Here is a 17,047-nt window from a genome sequence, read left to right on the forward strand (position 1 = left end):
CCGACGCGACATTGCGCCGACCGCTCCGGGCGGTCGGCGCAATGTCGCGTTCGGGTGCAGGAAAGCCGCAATGTCCACTCTGCGAGCCAATATAAAAAGCGGGCGGTCACCAATCACCGCTTGTGTTGCTGCGCCCGGCTGATCGCCGCCATCATCGTATGGCCACCGGTCTTGCGCTGCAGTCGTGACGTCAACTCGGGGGCCAAGCTACCCAAGAGGGTTGCGGCTCTCAGAGACCACGGCGCAACAGTCACCTCAGCGATGTTCTCTTCGACTGCGTGAATAGTCGCTTTCGCGACCGCCTCTGTTGTGCGAGTGCCAAGTCGTGGGATGTGCACATCAGTCTCGGCGATCATTCCCGCGTCCCTTATCGGCCCCGGGAAGATCGTCGAAACGCCGACGCCGTACGGGCGCAGGTCATCACGCAACGCAGTCGAGAATCCCCGGAGGCCAAACTTCGTAGCGTTGTAAAGCGCCATGTGCCCCGACGCCGACTTACCTGACAGCGAGGACATGAACACCATATGGCCACACCTTCGGGAAGCCATCTGTTGGCCAACGAGCTTAGCCAAGACGATTGGAGCGCGAAGGTTGACTGCCAGCGCACGGTCGATCTGGTCCACCGAGTAATCCGACAACTGGCCAGACGCGGGAACTCCCGCGTTGGCAATGAGTACGTCCAACGGACCGACCTGGGCGAGCAATTGGTCAAGCCCGCACTGTTCGCTCAGATCGGCCACGATCGATCTGCCTCCGACCCGTGCGCCGAGTTCATCCAGAACTTCGGCATTCCGACCGGTGAGCGTCAACTGCGCCCCGCGTTCGGCAAAGGCCTCCGCGAGCGCGCAACCGATGCCGCCTGAGGCGCCCGTGAGAAGGACATGTGCACCGTGCAGATCCATGCGTAAAGGTTACGGGGTCCTGCGCTCGGCCCTCCCGGCAAGTTCGGTTCCCATCAAACCGCGACGCCGATGCGCTTATCATCTGCCGAAAACCGCAGGCTAGCGCAGCCTGTCCGCAACGAAATCTGTTGCCGTCTCGACCATTCCATTCTGAACATAGGAGAGGTGCGCGGGAAAGTTGAGTCCAGACGAACAGAACGGGTCATCGAGAGCGCAGAGGTCGATAGTCTTGGGCCCATAAACACCACTCATCTGTGGTAGCGGGCCGCCGCCCCGCACATTACGCAAAGGGTTGCCGAAAACGGCAACCGCAGCTATGTTGTCTGCGACATCAGGAGGCATCGGGGTCGGTATGTACCGACCCAATGGCTTGGGGTCCACGGTGATCAGGTCGATAGCGCCGGCGCCTTGGGAATTGCCGCCGAGCACGAGCCGAGTGTCAGGGCAGTTATCTGCCATCCAACGCACCCTCCCGGACGCATCCGCGGCGCCCTCTGGCGCCGAAGCGCTGAAGTTAAAGCTTGCGGGGTAATTAACGCCGTAGGCTCCAACCGAACGATCGCCGACCTTGCCTCGCAAGGAGTCGACGAATGCCTGGCCCAACCATCCCAGTCCTGGGGGAGCACCCGTGCCGCGAGCGAAGATGACTTCGATGTCGGGACATGGCTCCGCGGAAGCCATCGGCACTGCGAAGCCGGTGGGCAGCATCGAAAACGGCATGGACACTGCTGCGCATACAAAACCAAGAACCCGCGTCTTCAACATGTGTCCATGCTGACACATCGTCGGCCGTACGCTTGAGCGAATGGATCTGAGCAGGACTTATACGATCGCGTAGTCGCTCAATGGGAACGTATCGTTCTCGCGGTTGGTCTGACTTGTCGAAGCTGGTCGTACCAGTGTCTCGCCACTCGGGCTGAAGTAGTAAGACCTCGATCGGACACAATCGCCGCGAGCAAACACCGTCTTATCCAACATCTTGGACATCCGATCACGGAATCGGGCGTTGGCATCTTCGGTAACCTCAAAAGTCGTGGCGTTACGTCGTCGAACCTCGCCGAAGAGGCGGTCCATATGACGCATCTGGTACTCCATCGTGTTGAAGTAGGAGAGGCCACTTGACGCGTACGGTCCCGCCAAGCTCAGAAAGTTCGGAAATGCCGGAATCGTCACACCCTGATAGGCTTGAAAGCCATTGTCCCGCCACCATTTTCCCAGGTTCCGCGCGTCCCGACCGATAATCTCAATCGCCGGTATGTTCGCTTCCCACAAGTCGAACCCGGTGCAGAGAACGAGGGTGTCGATCTCAACTTTTGTGCCGTCGCAGGCGACAATTCCATCGGCCTCGATGCGTTCGATCCCGGAACTCTGAAGATGCACGTGCGGCTTCGCGAGCGTCCGGTAGTACGAGTTCGAATACGTGGGCCGCTTACACCCAAAGTCGTAGTCCGGCGTCAACTGGGCACGGAGCTTTTTGTCTCGAATTGAAACGAACCGCAACGCCTGAGACAGGTAGGCGGCCCCGGCATTCAACTGCCGGAAGTACTTGAAATTCAGTACCGACAGGATCATCATGGCCTCGAGATTCACGTCAGTACTCCACCGGAATGCGCGATGTGTCAGTGGAAGGGTGGCGAATAGCCGACGAAGAAACATCGGGATAGGAAAGTCGAGCTTCGGCACGACGTGGATTGGAGTGCGTTGATACACGGTGAGGTCCGCGGCTGTCTTGGTGAGCTGCGGAATCAACTGCACTGCTGTCGCGCCGGTACCGATCAATCCGATCCGCTCTCCGTCGGGTGAGTAGCTGTCGTCCCAATCCATGCTGTGGACGATCCGGCCTGTGAAATCGTCTATCCCGGGGATATCAGGTTTGCGGGGTTGAGACAGATAGCCCGTGGCAGTGATCAAGAATCGCGCAGTCAAAGTGTCACCTGCCAAGAGAAGCACTTTCCAGGACTTGGCGTCCTCGTCCCAGTGTGCGCCGTCGACCGGGCTCTCGAAACGCATGTGACGACGCACGTCGTACTTGTCCGCCACGTGGTCGGCGTACGCCTTGAGCTCAGCCCCGGGCGCGTAGAGCCGCGACCAGTTGGGGTTGGGTTCAAACCAATAAGAGTAGGTGGGGGACGGGATGTCGACTGCTAATCCCGGATAGTGGTTGACGTGCCAAGTTCCGCCTAGATCACTTTCGCGATCCAGGATGAGGATGTCTTCAAACCCCATCTTCTTGAGCTGGATCGCCGCGCCCATTCCGCCGAAACCGGCGCCCACGATGATTGCGTCGAACTGCGGCTCATTCATGGAGACCAACGCTACCTCACAGCAAATCAGTTGCCATTAGTTGGATCCTATGCCAGCCGCACGTAGGCCGTCCGTCGGGACGAAGCACCTGACACCACAAAGCCCCGGCGAGTTGCCGGGGCTTTGCAGATCGTCACAGAACAGTGACGAGTGCGCCAGCACTACTCCGAGGGTGTAGTAGATGTGTCAGAGGGCTCATTCTGATCCGACACTGCTGCTTCCTGCTCGGCTGCTTCCTGCTCGGCTGCTTCCTGCTCGGCGGCTTCCTGCTCGGCGGCTTCCTGCTCGGCTGCTTCCTGCTCGGCGGCTTCCTGCTCGGCTGCTTCCTGCTCGGCGGCTTCCTGCTCGGCTGCTTCCTGCTCGGCGGCTTCCTGCTCGGCGGCTTCCTGCTCGGCTGCTTCCTGCTCGGCGGCTTCCTGCTCGGCGGCTTCCTGCTCGGCTGCTTCCTGCTCGGGTTCGACCGTTGTCTCGTCGGCGTCGCGCTTCTGCGGGGAAGCATCACTGGTCGTTGTGGAAAGTTGTCCCGAAACTTCTTCCTCGGTCGACTCGCCAGCCGCGGGGACAGCTTCCATAGAGTCCTCGAGGGCGTCGGGCGTCGAGGCGAGCGTCCGCATCGCGGTCGTGTCCTCGTCGTTCCGGCTATACCCCTGATCGATCTTGGCCTTGAGCTCAGCCTCTCTCGGTGCAAGGAACGGGAACATCTGGACCAGCGGCAGCTTCGCGGTGGGGATCAGGACATGCGTTGTGGTACCTCCCAAGCTGTTGGTCTCTTTCCACACCCATTTGCTTCCCCCACTCGCCTCGGCTTCATCGATGAGGACCTGAGGGTCGGTGGTGTACATCATCGGTACATGGACGAGCACTGAACCAGCGATCGAATTGGCGAGAGCGAGGAGGTTCCACCACCGGTCCGGTCGATCGGCCAACCCGTCGTACTCTCCGGTCACCACGATGATGTCGTATTTGACCTCCGGGGGTGGTTGATACGTGTAGTCATCTCGGGAGCTGTACCGCGCCTTGTCAATCAGCTTCTGGCGACTTGAGTCGGCGACCAAGACGAATGTGAGTTGCGATTTGTCGGGTGCGTTGGCGTTGGTGGCCAACCCGCGGAGCACTTCGTTGACCACAAGCGACCCCGCTGACAGCCCGACGACGGTGACCTTCTCTCCGGCTTCGAGTTGGGCGAGTTGTGTGCTGATCCCCGCATTCAGATTCGTGATGCCTTGGCTAATCGATTCTCCAAGGGTGATGTCGCCGCTGAAAGGTGCTGCCTCGGCCGGCCATTGCACGTTGACGCGTTGCTGGTCGCGGAACTTGTAGTCGAGCAGCGGCTTCATCAGAAGGTCACTCATCGTCCCTGCAGAGATGCCACCGATCACCAGTGCAGTATTCGCGCCCAGCGCCCCAGTCGCTGTAGAGAAGGCCAAGGCAACGGAGGCAACGAGGGTGCCGCAGGCAACGCCTGCTTTTCGAAATGTAGTGCGCATAAGTACTCCCCGATAGACGCAAATCAAGTGGTTAGCCGTGATCGGCCTGGCTGAAGCATATTGCGTCCTTCGATCACTCGGGCAGCAAAACAACGAGATGGAAACTGAATGAAATTATAGCAAAGGGGGGTTATATTGCTGGAATCCATTCTTTATAGCAACTCTACAATGGTAGAGGGAGGTGTCCCAGCTGAGCCCAGAAAAGTCCAAATCTCCGTAACGTCCCCGAGTAAATGCATTTCAAAGCACTATATCTGACAAATGACACCCCAGAAACTGCGATAATCACATTCGTGTAACTATCGGCCCGTCCAGCCGCACACCTGCGTTAGCAAAGTGTTGCTACGTAGTTCGTCGCAAGAAAAATTTTATGGTCCATACCACCCGGGGCAGCACATCTTTACAGCCTGACGCCCAGGCTGTGAATCTAGGGTTCTTGAGAAGAACACTTGTTCAAAAAGTGATCGGATGAACTAGAGCCGTAACTTACTCTCCGGTAAGAAAAGATTGCGGCTGAGCAAACGCGCCCGAGCGATGGTCATCAACAGCAACGGAACCGATGTTCACGCGGCGGGCCAGGCTCCGAGAACACCGTCAGCGTCGGAGTCGGGCCGAAGCGATCGATGAACGGCGATGCCCGACCCCGGCCTGCGCCTCCCACAGGCCTGGCCTCGAGTGATTTCTGCGGGCGCCCAGATCGGCACCACCACACGCCAGATGCGACGGTGGCCCAAAATGATGCCGCAGAAAGCGATCGGGGATCTCCGCGACCCCACGCGAGTGCGCTACTCGGTCCGACATGTCGTCGGCTATTGTTCCCGGCTGGCAAACGATGACTCGGCCGATCTAGCGGGGAATCTCGCCTTCATGACAGGCGGAGCGTGGGGGATCGGCGCTGCGTTGACGTCGAAGATGGCCGGCGCAGGCGCGGACGTCTGGATCGCCGATCGCCAGTTCGAGGTCGCCGATCAGCTTGCCGGCCGACTTCGTGACATCGGCGCCACGGTGCACGCCGTGGAACTGGACGTGCGCGATCACGAAGCCTTCCAAACGGCCATCGCCGAGACCGTGGAGACGTCCGGCCGGATCGACTACCTGTTCAACAACGCCGGAATCGGTATCGGCGGCGAGGTCGACGCCCTGACACTCGAGGACTGGAACGATATCATCGACGTCAACCTGCGGGGCGTGGTCCACGGCCTGCAGGCTGTCTACCCGGTGATGATCAGGCAGGGCAGTGGACACATCGTCAACACGGCGTCCGTGGCCGGTCTGGTCACCACGTCCGCGCAGGCGGGTTATTCGGCCACCAAACACGCGGTGGTCGCCCTGTCCAAGACCATGCGGGTGGAAGCCGCGACCCATGGCGTCCGGGTGTCGGTGCTGTGCCCCGGGGTGGTGCGCACCCCGATCCTGACCGGAGGGCAGTACGGCCGGAACAGGAGTGTGAGCAAAGAGAATCTGCTCAAGCTCGGTGAGACGTTGCGTCCGATGGACCCGGATGCGTTCGCCGAACAGGCGTTGCGCGCCGTGCTCCGCAATCAGGCGATCATCGTGGTGCCCAGATGGTGGAAGGCGCTGTGGTACCTGGAGCGACTCTCTCCGGCCCTGTCGATGCGCACGGCCGCCACCGCTCTGCGTCGCACCCGCCAGGTGCAGTCAGCCGTACCGCTGCAATAGTCGCCGCGTCTTGCGTGGATGCGTCGCAGCCAGACTGATGTCGCCGCCGTAGTGCGCCAGCACCCGCGGATCCATCAGCCGCCGCCACAACGGCGGTATCAACGCCACCACCACCATGGTCGCGTAACCCGCGGGCAGCTGGGGGGCTTCGTCGGCGTGACACAGCGCCTGGTACCGGCGTTGCGGGTTCGCGTGATGGTCGGAATGCCGCTGCAGATGAAACAGGAACACGTTGGAGATGACCGAATTGCTGTTCCAGCTGTGGGACGGACGGACCTTCTCGTAGCTGCCGTCAGGACGCTGCTGACGACGGAGCCCGTAGTGCTCGAGGTAGTTGATGGTTTCCAGCAGGAAGATCCCGATCACGGCCTGACCGATCAACCAGGGCAGCACCTCCACACCGAACCCGACGGCCAGGCCGGTGAACAGCACGAGGGTCATCAGCCAGGCATTGAGGACGTCGTTTCGCAACGTCCACACTGACTTTCCGCGGCGGGCCAGGCGCCTGCGCTCGATCGTCCACGCCGAACGCAGGCTGCCCAGGATGGACCTGTAGTGGAAGAAGTAGATGTTCTCGCCCACCCGTGAGCTGGCGGGATCCTCCGGGGTGGCGACCCGCGCGTGGTGGCCCCTGTTGTGTTCGACGTAGAACTGTCCGTAGCCGGTCTGCGCGAGGGCCACCTTGCTCAGCCAACGCTCCGACTGTGCCCGCTGGTGTCCCATCTCATGCGCGGCGTTGATCCCCACCCCGGCGATGCCGCCGACTGTGAGCATCAGGCCGACCTCGTCGAACGCCGACAGCGTGACTCCACCGCCGCCGCTCCAGAACCAGCAGGCCAGCACCAACGACCCATACTGGGCCGGCAGATACAGATAGATCGCCCACCGATAGAAGCGGTCGTGCTCCAACCGGTCGAGCACGCTGTCGGGTGGGTTCTCCGAGTCCGGGCCGACGGCATAGTCCAGCAGGGGGATGAAGACGAACATCAGCACCGGCCCGGACCACCAGAACGCCCCCCACCCGGTGAGCGCCGCCGCCGCCCAGGACATCGGGACGAGCGTCGGGATCACCAGACCGAGCAACCACACGTAGCGCTTGCGGTCACGCCAACCCCGGGCAACCCTGCGCCCCCCGGCGGTCGGTGTCTGTGCCTGATGCTGAATCCGCATCGTCTTCTGTGTTACCCCTCTTAGCTACGGATCTACGATCATCGCGCCCCGACGCGACAAAGCTGTCAGGTGGTCATACCATCAGTGCACGTGACGGGCAATACACCCAGCGAAGGCTGACACGATTGTGACGAAACACCTTATGGGAACCCAGCTTGCTGGGCATCCGCTCAAGTCTTCCGCGGTCAGAGATCTCCGCCCGGGATAGGCGAGGTCAGCCGTCGGGAGAATGCCCCCGCTCAGCAAATCGGCTCAGCTCAGGCCCGCGGGACCGAGCAGCACGTCACGACAGGAGGCTCGCAATAGCCGCTGCCAGTTCGGGCGAGGCCGAACTCGTCAGGTTCTGGTAACTGCCGCCGGTCGCCTCCGCGACCGCTTCCCAGGCGGGCCGGTCCGAATCGTCGCCGAAGTCGATGACGTCGATGGCCACCGGACGATCGGGGTTGAAGGCACCCCTGACGTACTGCTCGAGTCCGGCAGCACCCAGTGACTGGTCGGTGTGCGGTCCCGCGGTGATGACCAGCACCGAATTCTCCTGACCCTCGCGGTACCGGGCGGACGCGTCGGTGTAGACCAACCGCAGCGTGGTGAACGAGACCGCACCACCACCCGACGGTGTCTGGCCGTCGAGCGCAGCCGTGAGCGCCTCGGATCGGGGCTGTCCGTCGAGCGGATCGGACAGCGCACCCATGCTCACTTCGGAGCGTCCCTGCACGCCGTCGAAGGTCCACAACCCCACCCCGGAATCGGCGGGGAGTACTTGAAGTCGCGCCTTGAGCGCGTCGACGACATTGGCCAGTCGGGCATTGCCGCCCTCGTCGGTGGGCATCGACTGGTCCAGCATGATGGTGACGGTCGGGCTCAGCACCGGTGCGGTCAACGTGTCAGCCACGGTCGCGCGCACCGCTTTGTCTCCGACGTTCAGCGGGGCGGCCACCGGCGCGAAGTCGACGACCTCGCTGGCCGGCGGTGTGCCACCCTCGACCCGGAATCCCGCCTGCGCGAGCTCGCCGAGTTGCTCCGGCTTCCGCAGGAACCGGGCGAACTCGCTGGCGGCGGTGATCTGCTCCTGGGCCAGCCAGTCGCCCGCCAGCAATACGGTGGGGAAGTCGGCCATCGCGGTCGGACCCGGCGGCAACCACCCTGCCAGTTGTGATGCCGCGTCGGGAAGCTCCGCCGCACGCTGGAAGAGCCGCTGTTCGGTGGTCACCACGGCGTGCACCGGGGCGCCGGCCGCATCGGATGAATCGGTGAGGGCATCGAGGGCCGTGGCGGCGTTGCCATCGGCGAGTTCGGGAGCGCCGCCGATCAGAGTGCTCACAGCGCCCAGACCCGCGCTGACCGGCTGACCGGACGGCGCAGCAGCGGCGGCCACGGCCTCGGCCGCCAGGTAGGCGGCGTCGCTGTCCTGAGACAGGGGGAGTGCCAGGCGGAGCCCGCCCCACCCCGGGAGACCCAGTCCGTCGAGCGCAGCGGGATTCGTCTGCAAACCGGGGAGGGTCCCCCAGTTCTGCTCGCCGAGGGCGCCCTGCAGTTCGGGCGTCACCGCGAGCAGCACGGGCGAGGTCACCAGCGAGCGGCTGTCGCTGACGGTTTCGGCGCCTGCCACGGCTTCCAGACGGGCCTCCGACACCGAACTTCCGGGGATCCACAGTGCCGGCCGGTCACCCAGATCGGCCGGCCATTCGCCGGCGAATCCGTTGACGACCTGGTCTGAATCGGCGGACTGGACCGCCACGTTGACACAGCGGTCACCGACCGGGGCGGCGGTCTGGTTGTAGCGCTCCGCAAGTGCGGCAACAGGTTCGGTGATCGCCGGATCGGCAATGACGGCAACCTTGACCTCGCCGTCCACACACCGTGCGGCAGCGACGTCGGATCGGTTCGAGAGCACATCGCCGAAGAACCGCCACAGGATCACGGCTCCGACGACAACAACCACGGTGACCAGGGCGACGATGACACCGATGCTGATTCCGCGCCGACCCGGCGTGATCGCGCGGTGGCTACCGGTCCACTCGCCGCCCTCCCAGTCGCCGCCGTGTTGCGGACCTGTCGGCGATGGGCCGGAGAAGGGTGCCACCGCGGGCTCGCGATCGGGGTAGCCGAACTCATCAGCGCGGTCGGAGTACCCGAAGTCTTCTTCGTAGGTGTCGGAGTCGTAGGTGTCGGAGTCGTAGGTGTCGGAGTCGTAAGTGTCGGAGTCGGCGTCCCGCCGGTCCGACGGCCCTAATTCGTCGTCGAACCCGGCCTCGTCCGATTGCGCACCCGCATCGAACCCGAAGCGCTCGGTCTGCTGTTCGTCCGGCTCCTCGGAAGGGCCCGGCCGTCCGGCGTCCTCGGGATCGGGGAGGCTGTGCCTACCCATGCCCGGCCGTCCGACCGTGGTCTGCGCTCAGTCGACTGGTCATCGCGTCAGCCAACGTTACTAGCTGCCTTGAACTCTCGGCGCCGCCGATGCAGGATCGGCTCGGTGTACCCGTTGGGCTGCTCACCGCCGGCGAGGATCAATTCCTGGGCCGCCTGGAACGCGATGCTGTTGTCCGGGTCGACCGCCATCGGACGGAATTCCGGGTCGCCGGCGTTCTGTTCGTCGACTACCGCCGCCATCCGGCGCAGGCTGGCCCTGACGTCTTCTTCGGTGATCACTCCGTGGCGCAACCAGTTGGCCAGCAGCTGGCTGGAGATCCGCAGGGTGGCACGATCCTCCATCAACGCGACATCGTGGATGTCGGGCACCTTCGAGCACCCGACCCCGGCATCGATCCAGCGCACCACGTAGCCGAGGATCGACTGACAGTTGTTGTCGACCTCCTCGCGGATCTCCTCCGGCGCCCACGCGAGCTCCTTGGCCAGCGGAATGGTCAGCAGCTCCTCCAGAGTGGAGCGCCGGTTGCCTGCGAGCTCCTGGTGCACGGCGTAGACGTCGACCTCGTGATAGTGCATCGCGTGCAGGGTCGCCGCCGTCGGCGATGGCACCCAGGCAGTGGTGGCGCCGGCCTTGGGCTGACCGATCTTCTGCTCGACCATGTCGCCCATCAGGTCGGTCATCGCCCACATACCCTTGCCGATCTGCGCTCGACCTGAGAAACCCGTCTCCAGCCCGATGTCGACATTCTGGTTTTCATAGGCCTGGATCCACGGCTGGGACTTCATCGATCCCTTACGGATCATCGGGCCCGCCTGCATCGCGGTGTGGATCTCGTCGCCGGTGCGGTCCAGGAACCCGGTGTTGATGAACACCACACGGTCGGCGGCGGCCTTGATGCAGGCCTTGAGATTCACCGTGGTGCGGCGCTCCTCGTCCATGATTCCGACCTTGATGGTGTTCTGCGGCAGTCCGAGCACATCCTCGACGCGGCTGAACAACTCACAGGTGAATGCCACTTCTTCCGGACCGTGCATCTTGGGTTTGACGATGTAGATCGATCCGGTGCGACTGTTGGCGAGCGGTCCGTTGGCTCCGTCGTTGTCGGCCCCTCCGCGTAACCCGTGAGTGGCGATCAGGCTGGTGAACAACGCGTCCTGGATGCCCTCCGGGATCTCTGCGCCATCCTCGCCGTCAGCGTCGAAGACGATCGCGTCGTTGGTCATCAGGTGGCCGACGTTGCGCACGAACATCAGGCTGCGGCCCGGCAGCGTGAGGTCGCCGCCGTCAGGGGAGGTGTAGGTGCGGTCTTCGTTGAGGACTCGCGTGAATGTCTTGTCCCCCTTGGCGACTTCCTCGCTGAGGTCGCCGCGGTTGAGTCCGAGCCAGTTGCGGTAGCCGAGCACTTTGTCCTCGGCATCGACGGCGGCGACGGAATCCTCGAAGTCCATGATCGTGGTGATCGCAGACTCCAGCACCACGTCCTTGATGCCCGCTGCATCGGTGGAACCGATGGGGGAGTCGGCGTCGACCAGGATCTCGATGTGCAGGCCGTTGTTGACCAGGAGCACCGCCTCGGGGCTCTCGGCGTTACCTGTGTAGCCGGCGAACTGATCTGGCTCAGCCAGACCCGTCAGGTCGTCGCCCAGCGTGGCCAGCACCTGGCCGTCGTCGATCTTGAGGCCGGTGATGTCGGCCCACGAACCGGACGCCAGCGGGACGGCGCCGTCGAGGAACCGTCGCGCGTAGGCGATGACCTTGTCGCCTCGCACTCGGTTGTAGCTGCTGCCCTTCTCGGCGCCGTCCTCCTCGGAGATGACGTCGGTGCCGTACAGCGCGTCGTACAGCGAGCCCCACCGCGCGTTGGCGGCGTTGAGCGCGAAGCGCGCGTTGAGGATGGGGACGACGAGCTGGGGGCCGGCGGTCGTGGTGATCTCATCGTCCACGCCGGAGGTGGTGATCGTGAAGTCGGCCGGTTCGGGCTGCAGGTACCCGATGTCGACGAGGAACTGCTTGTACTCGTCGGCGTCGAAGGGCCCGATCACCCGCGCCCGGTGCCACTTGTCGATCTGCGCCTGCAACTCGTCACGGCGGGCGAGCAGGTCCTGGTTCTTCGGGGTCAGGTCGGCGACGACTTTGTCGACGCCGGACCAGAACGTGTCGGGGTCGAGGTCGGTACCCACCAGCGCCTCGCTGGTGATGAACTCGTACAGCACCGGGTCGACGCGCAGGTTGCCCACGGTCACGCGTTCGGTCATGATTCCTCCCTCGCTGCGCGCACGCCTTTCGAGGCATACGCGCCGTGTGCAATGTCGTCGATCCAGCTTACCCAGCGTTAACAGGCCTAATCGCAAGCGGCGGTGCTCAGCAACGCTGCGCACCTGTCCATCAGCCTCGCGCGCAGCGGGCGGGCACGTTCGCTGATCGCCTCCTGCGCCTTCGCGTATTCCCGTCGTCCACCCGGGTTTTCGACGGCGATCGGCTCGAATCCGAGCGCACGTAGATCGTACGGACTGGCCCGCATGTCCAGCACCCGGGCGTCGGCTGCCAGTTCGAGGCAGTCCATCACCAGCCCCGAGTCGACCAACGGCGCCAGTTTGAACGCCCACTTGTACAGGTCCATCCCAGCGTGGACGCACCCCGGCTGTTCGGCGGCGATCTGCGACTTCCTGGTCAGGGGCTGGGAATTCCGCCGGGCCGCCGGTTCGGTGAAGAATCGATAGGCGTCGAAGTGACTGCAGCGCAACGGCATTGACTCAACCACCGCATCGGTTGCCGCGGCACCGAGGCGCAGCGGCACACCACCGTGGCGGACCGATGACGCCTGATAGACCATCGCCCATTCGTGCAGACCGAAGCAGTTGAACCGCGCCGGCCGGGATGCCGTGGCGCCCAGCAGGTCGGCGATGAAAGTCACAGTCTCGACGCGGGCATGAAGATGCTCACGACTGACGGTCACGCCCTCGGGGTGTCGCGTGTACCCGGCTCGGTCCAGATGGTGATGACCCGACTCGCCTGCGAGCACGATGCCGTAACCGGGATGCCACACCCGCAGCTGACGCGGCCGGAGGCTGTAGTAGGTGAAGAGGAAGTCGAACACCGGGTGGGTCTGACCGGTTCGCCGGCGCGCGAGGTGCGGTTCGAGGAAGTCGTCGACGCGCTTGTGGTGGGCGGATTGGAGGAGCTGCCAGCGCGTCGGGGGGAGAACCGCGGCGGGCCGGGCATCAGACACCGCGGCGGGCCGCGAATCAGACACGGTGCGTGCCGTCCCTGACAGTGCCGACAAGATCCTCGACGAGATCCTCGAGCGCTACCACCGCGGTGACCTGTCCGTCGGCCGCGGTGACGAGTGCGAGGTGGCTGTTGCTGCGCCGCAGTCGCGAGAGCGCGTCGGGGAGCGGTAACGACGCGGGCACCTGCGGAAACGGTCGCACCATCGACGAATCCACGATCATCGCCTCGTCATGCGGCTCAGCCACCATCGGTAGGACGTCCTTGATGTGGAGGTATCCGATGAACGCCCCGCGCGGATCGGCTACAGGGAATCGGGAGTAGCCGGTCTCCGTCAGCGCTTCCTCGAGGGCACCGACCGTCGGACCCGCGCCCTCGCGTGCGACCGGCACCGCCCGGATCCGGTCCAGGGGTATCGCCACGTCGTCGACGACCCGGTTGCGGATCTGTAATGCCCTGGTCAGCCTGGTGTGTTCTTCGGGGTCGAGCAGCCCTTCGGACAACGACTCGGCGATCATCTCGGAGAGTTCGACGGTCGACACGGTGACGTCGAGCTCGTCCTTCGGCTCCACCCCGAACGCCCGCAGGGTGACGTTGGCACACCAGTTGTAGAACGCGATGAACGGTCGGGCGGCGCGGATGTAGATCAGATAGGGCGGTATGAGCAGCATGGCCGTCGACTCCGGGCCGGCGATCGCGATGTTCTTCGGCACCATCTCGCCGAGCAGCACGTGCAGGGTGACCACGATGGACAGCGCCACCAGGAATGACACCGTGTGCAGCAGAGCATCCGGGATGCCGAGGAGACCGAACGGCACCTCCAGCAGATGGGCGACGGCGGGCTCGGCCACCCGACCCAGAAGGATCGAGCACACCGTGATGCCGAGCTGCGCGCCGGCCAGCATCAGCGACAGGTTCTCGCCGGCCCGGATCACGGTGACCGCGCTTCTCTTACCCTGCTCGGCCAGCGCCTCCAGCCGGTCCCGGCGCGCTGAGATCAACGCGAACTCGGAACCGACAAAAAACGCGTTGGCCGCCAACAGCAACACCGTCAGCAGGACTCCGAAGATGTCTCCCATCAACTCGGCCCGTCGTCATCGCTGCGGCGGCCCAGCTCGGTGAGGTCGAGCAGGTCGATCCGGCGACCGTCCATGCGCAGCACGGTCGCCAGCCAGAGCACCGGATCCTCGATCGGCCCGTCCGGGTTGAAGGCGATCAGCTCGGTGGATTCTCCTTCGTCGGGGATGTGTCCGAGTTTCTCCAGCACGAGGCCGCCGATGGTTTCGTAATCACCTTCGGGAGCCCGGAATTCGGTGTTCTGCGCCACCTCGTCGATGCGCAGCAGCCCCGACACCTGCCAGCCACGCCCGGCGTGCACCACGTCGGGCGGTTCGTCGTCGTGCTCGTCGCGCACGTCTCCGACGATCTCCTCGATCAGGTCCTCCACCGTCACCATGCCCGCGGTGCCTCCGTACTCGTCGACCACCAGCGCGGTCTGCAGGCCGTTGGCCCGCACCTCGGACATCACCGCGTCGCCGTCCAGGGTCGACGGCACTCTCGCGACCGGCTGCACGATCTCGGCCAGCCGTTTCGACGACCGCGCGGCGTACGGCACCGCGAAGACCTGTTTGACGTGCACCACGCCGATGGTCTCGTCGAGGTCGCCGTCGATGACGGGAAACCGGGAGTGCCCGGTCCTGACGGCCGCCTCGCTGAGATCAGCCACGGTGCCATCGGCGTCGAGGGTGTCGATGGTGGACCGCGGTGTCATGAGTTCCTCGGCGGTGCGTTCGCCGAACTTCAACGATCGATCCACCAGCTGTGCCGTGACCGGATCCAGCGACCCGCTTCGTGCGGACGTGCGCACCAGCGACACCAGCTCCTGCGGTGAGCGTGCGGACCGGAGTTCTTCGGCCGGCTCGATGCCGAGACGCCGGAGGATCCAGTTCGCGGTGCCGTTGGTCAGTCGAATCAACGGCGTGAAGGTGAAGGAGAAGAACAGTTGCGGTCCCGCCGACCATCGCGCCGTCGGCACGGGACGGGCCACCGCGAGGTTCTTGGGCACCAGCTCACCGAAGATCATCGAAATGGAGGTGGCGATCAGGATCGCCAGGATCAGCGCCAGTCCAGTGGTGAAGGCGGGCGGCACACGCAGGGCAGTCAGACCCGGTTCGATCAATCGCGCGACGACCGGTTCGGCGAGGAAGCCGGTGGCCAGCGTGGTGATCGAGATGCCCACCTGTGCGCCTGACAGCTGGGTGGACAGGGTGCGGTGCGCCTTCTGCACGAGTCGGTCGCGGCGGTCGCCGGTGCGGACGTTGGCCTCGACTGTGCTGCGCTCCAGCGCAGTCAGTGAGAACTCCGCGGCGACAAAAACCGCCGTGCCCGCGGTGAGCATGATGAAACCGAGGAGCGCCAGCAGCGACATGGCGGTGCTCATGAAGGCCCTCGCCCTGTGCGGAGCGCATCGCCGGGGAAGCCGGGCAGGGGACCCGGCCGGCTAGAGGACGGTTCGGCCTCGGTGGGTTCCCCGGCAGGCCGCTCGGCGTGTCCGGCCGGCTCGGATGGGTCTCCATCCAGTGCCTGCGGCACCTGTTCCCTTTCGTCTTCGTGCCAGGGGAATTCGCCACGCTCTTTCGGGGGTGGGACGTCCGCCTGATTGCCCACACATGCTAGCGGACCCGCGGGTTCGGCCGCTCCACCGCTGCCCACGCAAATATAGTTAGCCTAACCTTTGGCAATGGTAGGTTTGCATCACCTCACAGGTGATGCACAGCTCCGAGTCCCAGCACGGCCGATCCGAGCCGTCGAGAAGAAGGCAGGTCATCCTCCTCATGTCGCTACCCAGCGCCCGGCGGTTCAGGTTCATCGCGGCGGCGGTCTCGGCCACAGCCCTGGCACTTTCACTCACCGCATGCGGGTCCGGATCGGACAGCGCAGACAGCGGCACCACCGCGGCCGAGGGTTCCGCGGATCGGGTCGTCGTCTATTCGGGCCGTAGCGAGGACCTCGTCGCGCCCCTGCTCGAGCAGTTCACCAGTGACACCGGTATCGAGGTCGAAGCGCGCTACGCGGGATCGGGCGAACTGGCCGCCCAGCTGATCACCGAGGGTGAGAGTTCACCGGCCGACATCTTCCTGTCCCAGGACGCCGGCGCCCTGGGCGCGGTGTCCAACGCCGGATTGTTCGCCCCGATCAACCCCGAGACGCTGGCAGCCGTGCCCGCCGCCTACTCCGCGGCCGACGGCACCTGGCTCGGCGTCTCCGGACGTGCCCGGGTCATCACCTACAACCCCGAGCTTGCCCCGACGGTGCCCGACACCATCGACGGCCTGCTTGCCCCCGAATGGCGCGGCCAGATCGGATACGCCCCGAGCAATGCCTCGTGGCAGTCATTTGTCACGGGCCTCCGGGTGGTGCGCGGCGACGACGGCGCCCGCCAGTGGCTGGAAGCCTTCGCCGCTCAGGAACCCCGCCCGTTCGAGGGCAACGGGCCGATGCGCGACGCGATCAATGCCGGCGAAATTCCGCTGGGGCTGACCAACCACTACTACCTGTATGAGCTCATCAACAGCACGTCCGCCGACGAGGTCGTGGCGCGCAACCAGTTCATGGCCCCCGGTGACCCCGGTGGCCTGGTCAATGTCGCCGGAGTGGGTGTCCTCAACACCGCCCCCCACCCCGAGCAGGCCCAGGAACTCGCCGCCTACCTCGTCAGCGCCGCCGGTCAGGAGTATTTCGCCACGGAAACGACCGAGTACCCGCTCGTCGCGGGCATCGCCCCGAACGGTGACATGCCCCCGCTGAGCGAACTGCAGCCGCCGGCTGTCGACCTTTCTCAGCTCGACGACCTGGAAGCCACCCAGGAGATGCTCGTCGAGACCGGTCTGTTGACCAACTGACCG

At 64.4% G+C, this 17,047-nt stretch carries 12 protein-coding genes; 2 read left to right on the plus strand and 10 right to left on the minus strand.

Going from position 1 to position 17,047, the window contains the following annotated elements; genetic code table 11:
- Positions 1 to 113 precede the first annotated feature (113 nt).
- The 4 genes from ABDC78_RS14775 to ABDC78_RS14790 form a co-directional block, all read right to left on the minus strand.
- Positions 114 to 902, minus strand: coding sequence for an SDR family NAD(P)-dependent oxidoreductase (locus ABDC78_RS14775; protein WP_178357282.1), 789 nt, complete (start codon positions 900 to 902; stop codon positions 114 to 116).
- Between the two features lie 99 nt (positions 903 to 1,001).
- The gene (locus ABDC78_RS14780; protein ID WP_178357281.1) at positions 1,002 to 1,667 is read right to left on the minus strand and encodes a cutinase family protein; all 666 of its coding nucleotides are present in this window, start codon (positions 1,665 to 1,667) and stop codon (positions 1,002 to 1,004) included.
- Between the two features lie 57 nt (positions 1,668 to 1,724).
- The gene (locus ABDC78_RS14785) at positions 1,725 to 3,206 is read right to left on the minus strand and encodes an NAD(P)/FAD-dependent oxidoreductase (protein WP_178357280.1); all 1,482 of its coding nucleotides are present in this window, start codon (positions 3,204 to 3,206) and stop codon (positions 1,725 to 1,727) included.
- Between the two features lie 161 nt (positions 3,207 to 3,367).
- Positions 3,368 to 4,720: a PE-PPE domain-containing protein gene (locus tag ABDC78_RS14790; protein ID WP_347133094.1), complete on the minus strand. Its 1,353-nt coding sequence runs from the start codon at positions 4,718 to 4,720 to the stop codon at positions 3,368 to 3,370.
- An 840-nt stretch (positions 4,721 to 5,560) separates the two neighbouring features.
- On the opposite strand from ABDC78_RS14790, the gene ABDC78_RS14795 reads away from it, so the two are divergent.
- Positions 5,561 to 6,373 (plus strand): SDR family oxidoreductase, encoded by an 813-nt coding sequence (locus ABDC78_RS14795; RefSeq protein ID WP_256735864.1) that lies wholly within the window; start codon positions 5,561 to 5,563, stop codon positions 6,371 to 6,373.
- On the opposite strand, the gene ABDC78_RS14800 is transcribed toward ABDC78_RS14795, so the two are convergent.
- The 6 genes from ABDC78_RS14800 to ABDC78_RS14825 form a co-directional block, all read right to left on the minus strand.
- Positions 6,353 to 7,543: an alkane 1-monooxygenase gene (locus tag ABDC78_RS14800; protein ID WP_178357278.1), complete on the minus strand. Its 1,191-nt coding sequence runs from the start codon at positions 7,541 to 7,543 to the stop codon at positions 6,353 to 6,355. The two genes, ABDC78_RS14795 and ABDC78_RS14800, sit on opposite strands and share 21 nt — an antisense overlap.
- Before the next feature lie 283 nt (positions 7,544 to 7,826).
- Complete coding sequence (locus ABDC78_RS14805; RefSeq protein ID WP_178357277.1) at positions 7,827 to 9,911, minus strand: substrate-binding domain-containing protein; 2,085 nt, start codon at positions 9,909 to 9,911, stop codon at positions 7,827 to 7,829.
- A 47-nt stretch (positions 9,912 to 9,958) separates the two neighbouring features.
- Complete coding sequence (locus ABDC78_RS14810; protein WP_178357276.1) at positions 9,959 to 12,169, minus strand: malate synthase G; 2,211 nt, start codon at positions 12,167 to 12,169, stop codon at positions 9,959 to 9,961.
- Positions 12,170 to 12,255: 86 nt separating this feature from the next.
- Positions 12,256 to 13,167, minus strand: coding sequence for a 3-methyladenine DNA glycosylase (locus tag ABDC78_RS14815; protein ID WP_178357275.1), 912 nt, complete (start codon positions 13,165 to 13,167; stop codon positions 12,256 to 12,258).
- The gene (locus tag ABDC78_RS14820) at positions 13,160 to 14,221 is read right to left on the minus strand and encodes a hemolysin family protein (protein ID WP_178357274.1); all 1,062 of its coding nucleotides are present in this window, start codon (positions 14,219 to 14,221) and stop codon (positions 13,160 to 13,162) included. Before ABDC78_RS14820 ends, ABDC78_RS14815 begins: the two co-directional genes overlap by 8 nt.
- Positions 14,221 to 15,582, minus strand: a complete 1,362-nt coding sequence (locus ABDC78_RS14825; RefSeq protein ID WP_178357273.1) for a hemolysin family protein — start codon at positions 15,580 to 15,582, stop codon at positions 14,221 to 14,223. The genes ABDC78_RS14820 and ABDC78_RS14825 overlap by 1 nt, the downstream gene beginning before the upstream one ends.
- Positions 15,583 to 15,976: 394 nt before the next feature.
- Between ABDC78_RS14825 and ABDC78_RS14830 the strand changes: the two genes are divergently transcribed.
- A complete protein-coding gene (locus ABDC78_RS14830; RefSeq protein ID WP_178357272.1) occupies positions 15,977 to 17,044 on the plus strand; it encodes an iron ABC transporter substrate-binding protein in 1,068 nt (355 codons plus the stop codon).
- The last annotated feature ends 3 nt before the right edge of the window (positions 17,045 to 17,047 follow it).

Source organism: Mycobacterium sp. DL (assembly GCF_039729195.1).
Lineage (GTDB): Bacteria > Actinomycetota > Actinomycetes > Mycobacteriales > Mycobacteriaceae > Mycobacterium > Mycobacterium hippocampi_A.

Excerpts from the sequence above, each read along its gene's own strand:
- ABDC78_RS14775 (WP_178357282.1), bottom strand. The coding sequence starts at position 902 with ATGGATCTGCACGGTGCACATGTCCTTCTCACGGGCGCCTCAGGCGGC.
- ABDC78_RS14795 (WP_256735864.1), top strand. The coding sequence starts at position 5,561 with ATGACAGGCGGAGCGTGGGGGATCGGCGCTGCGTTGACGTCGAAGATG.
- ABDC78_RS14785 (WP_178357280.1), bottom strand. The coding sequence starts at position 3,206 with ATGAATGAGCCGCAGTTCGACGCAATCATCGTGGGCGCCGGTTTCGGC.
- ABDC78_RS14805 (WP_178357277.1), bottom strand. The coding sequence starts at position 9,911 with ATGGGTAGGCACAGCCTCCCCGATCCCGAGGACGCCGGACGGCCGGGC.
- ABDC78_RS14825 (WP_178357273.1), bottom strand. The coding sequence starts at position 15,582 with ATGAGCACCGCCATGTCGCTGCTGGCGCTCCTCGGTTTCATCATGCTC.
- ABDC78_RS14810 (WP_178357276.1), bottom strand. The coding sequence starts at position 12,169 with ATGACCGAACGCGTGACCGTGGGCAACCTGCGCGTCGACCCGGTGCTG.
- ABDC78_RS14830 (WP_178357272.1), top strand. The coding sequence starts at position 15,977 with ATGTCGCTACCCAGCGCCCGGCGGTTCAGGTTCATCGCGGCGGCGGTC.
- ABDC78_RS14800 (WP_178357278.1), bottom strand. The coding sequence starts at position 7,543 with ATGCGGATTCAGCATCAGGCACAGACACCGACCGCCGGGGGGCGCAGG.
- ABDC78_RS14780 (WP_178357281.1), bottom strand. The coding sequence starts at position 1,667 with ATGTTGAAGACGCGGGTTCTTGGTTTTGTATGCGCAGCAGTGTCCATG.
- ABDC78_RS14820 (WP_178357274.1), bottom strand. The coding sequence starts at position 14,221 with ATGGGAGACATCTTCGGAGTCCTGCTGACGGTGTTGCTGTTGGCGGCC.